The sequence below is a fragment of the Desulfonatronospira sp. genome (assembly GCA_003563255.1).
In the GTDB taxonomy this organism is placed as follows: domain Bacteria; phylum Desulfobacterota; class Desulfovibrionia; order Desulfovibrionales; family Desulfonatronovibrionaceae; genus Desulfonatronospira.
This window is the reverse complement of sequence record PWSL01000085.1, coordinates 1-2,622: the sequence shown is the minus strand read 5'-3', so window position 1 is coordinate 2,622 and position 2,622 is coordinate 1. Positions and strand designations below refer to the sequence as shown.

Annotated in this window: 2 protein-coding genes; both read right to left on the bottom strand. The window is 47.4% G+C overall.

The window, feature by feature from the left end:
* The coding region (locus tag QZP87_RS02575) for a PAS domain S-box protein (RefSeq protein WP_291321354.1) at positions 1 to 1,385 on the bottom strand (1,385 nt) is incomplete at its 3' end.
* Between the two features lie 377 nt (positions 1,386 to 1,762).
* Positions 1,763 to 2,622 (bottom strand): HAMP domain-containing sensor histidine kinase (locus tag QZP87_RS02570; protein ID WP_291321353.1); only part of this gene is annotated, 860 nt, incomplete at its 5' end.

Sequence of the window (2,622 nt, the reverse complement as noted above, 5' to 3'; positions counted from 1 at the left end):
GCCATGGTTTCAAACAGGCGGCGGTGTTTTTCCTCGCTATCTCGCAGTTTTTCCTCGGCCAGCTTAAGCTCAGTAATATCCTTGACTGAGGCCACAACCCCGGTAAGCTGGCCGCCCTGATCATGAAACGGATAATAGTTAACCAGTGCGTGCCTCAGTGAACCTTCCCTGTCATAAAAATCGAGTTCATAGACAACCTCTTCACCTGCCAGGGCCTTGTCCAGGTGGTGCTTGACATGGTTTTGAAAAATATCTTTCCCAAGTAGTTGTTCTACTGTACTACCTTCTATTTCATCCCGTGATTTGCCGAAAACCCGCAAATATGCATCATTAACAATGATATACCTGTAATCTGTGCCCACCAGAGACATGGGATCGTTGACCCTGGAAATGATCTGCTCATAGTTCTTCAAACGCACTCTTTGAATGCGGCGGATCTCTTCCAGACGGATCCTCTGTATGCCCTGGGCTATGGTCCCGGCCAGGTTGGTGAACAGCTTTTGCTCTTCACTATCCCCGGCCTGATCTTTGGGTATTGAGACAGTCAGCAGACCCAGTACAAAACCCTCAACTTCCAGGCGCACGGAAAAGCTGGCTCTGCCTGCATAACTTTCAGCCAAAGGGCAGTCCTCGCAATCAGTGCCTGGATCTATGACAACCTGCAAGCCTGGCGAAGATGATGCATTTAGAGCGCATGCAGGCTTGTTTCCATATTGAAACCCGTCAAGAAATTTCGGGAACCCATCATCAAGACCTGCCTGGCCCCAATATGTAACATTCAGTTCATCATCCAGAAGTATGATCCAGGCATTGTAATAGCCCCTGGTGGACACCAAGGCCTGGCAGACATCCTGCAGCAGCGAGGTTACATCTTTTACATTGAAAAATACTTCAGTGACCTGGTTATAGGCCTGCAGAACTGCATTCAAATGCCGGGTACGTTCTTCCGATACTCGCAGCGACTGCTCGGCCCGCTTCTTCTCGGTAATGTCCTGGTTAAATCCCTGGTAGCCGGTGATATTTCCGTCTTCATCTTTTAACACACTGACATTCTGAGACACCCAGATGGTGCTGCCGCTTCTGTGCCGCAACAGGCATTCAAAGTTGGTGACCTCGCCGTATTGTTCCAGCATACTTTTCAGTTTATCCCGGTCAGCAGGGTCTGCATAGATCTGGGTGGCTATGTCTGTAATGGAGTCCATAAGCTGCCGGGGAGAATCATAACCGTGCATCAGGGCATGGGTGTTGTTGACGGATAAATAACGCCCATCAGGCGTGGTGGTAAAAATACCCACAGGGGCATTCATCAGAATTTCTTGAGGATTCTCAAAGACAGGTTGCTCGAGTGAGCCTTTGTCGGGTATCGAGGGAGCTTTTTTTGACATGCAATATCCTTGGCTGGAATTATAATGTGGTGTATTATTTACGTCTATTTTAAAATTTTGTAACTCATAAAACCCAAGCAAAAGCAAAATCGAATTGTATACTAAAAAGGTTCCAAGCAAAATCCTTAAGCACCCTTTGGGCTGTTGCCTATCCGTTTGGAAATATGATTGTTTGGGGATGCCTCTATACGAGCCTACGTGCCAGGTCCATAGGTAGTCCCAGCCTCCCATCAAATGATCCTTGCGAATGGTATTCCTTGCAAGCTCACTTTCTGACTACTGCTCCAAGATAGCCGTTAGTATACAGTTCAAAGAGCATGCATGCAGGTTTCTGATTCAGACTTAAGAATTTATACCAAATACCAGATCGATTGATCTTAACAAATATCTTCGGCTCCACTGGGCACTGTAAAAGATACAGTTGTCCCCTGGCCCGGCTCGCTTTCCACCCAGATCCGTCCTCCATGCTTTTCCACAAACTCCTTGCACAAAACAAGTCCCAGGCCGGTCCCTTTCTCACCTTCAGTACCCTTGACAGATCTTTTTTGATCGATAGCAAACAATCCAGCCGCTGTTGCCTGGTCCATGCCCATCCCGTCATCATGAACCATAACCCTGACCATGGAACCTTCCTGATGGGCATGGATGGACACGTTTCCACCCCGATGCGTGAATTTAATGGCATTGAAAAGAAGATTGCGGATTATTGAATAAACCATCTGCTGATCAGCAAATAGATTCATTCCTCTGGGGACATTATCCCAGAGATCGATATTCTTTTGGTCAGCCACGTTTTTGGCAACAGAAATGCCAGCGTTCACGATATCGTTCAGGCAGACTGCTTCTGGTGTGTAAGCCAGTATGCCCTGTTTCATTTTAGCCCATTGCAGGAGGTCTTCCAGAAGAGCATACAAGTTCTCTGAACTCTTGTGCATTTCCCCGGCCAAGAGTTCAAGTTCTTGAAGGGAAAAATCCTTGATATCCGTAGATAGAACCTCAGTCAGGCTCAGAAATCCAGCAATGGGCGACTTGAGGTCATGGGCCACATAGGAAAACAGCCTGTCCTTGTCGGCATTGGATTTCTGAAGTTCCTGGTTGATGTTTCTGATTTCTTCCTCTGCCAGTTTTGCCTCAACCATTGAACCGATGAGTTTGGCCGTGCCTTTGAGACGGTTTTTCGCCATCTCAATAATATAGGGAGGGCGTGAATCATAAGCATTGGCTTCGCGGTGGAGGT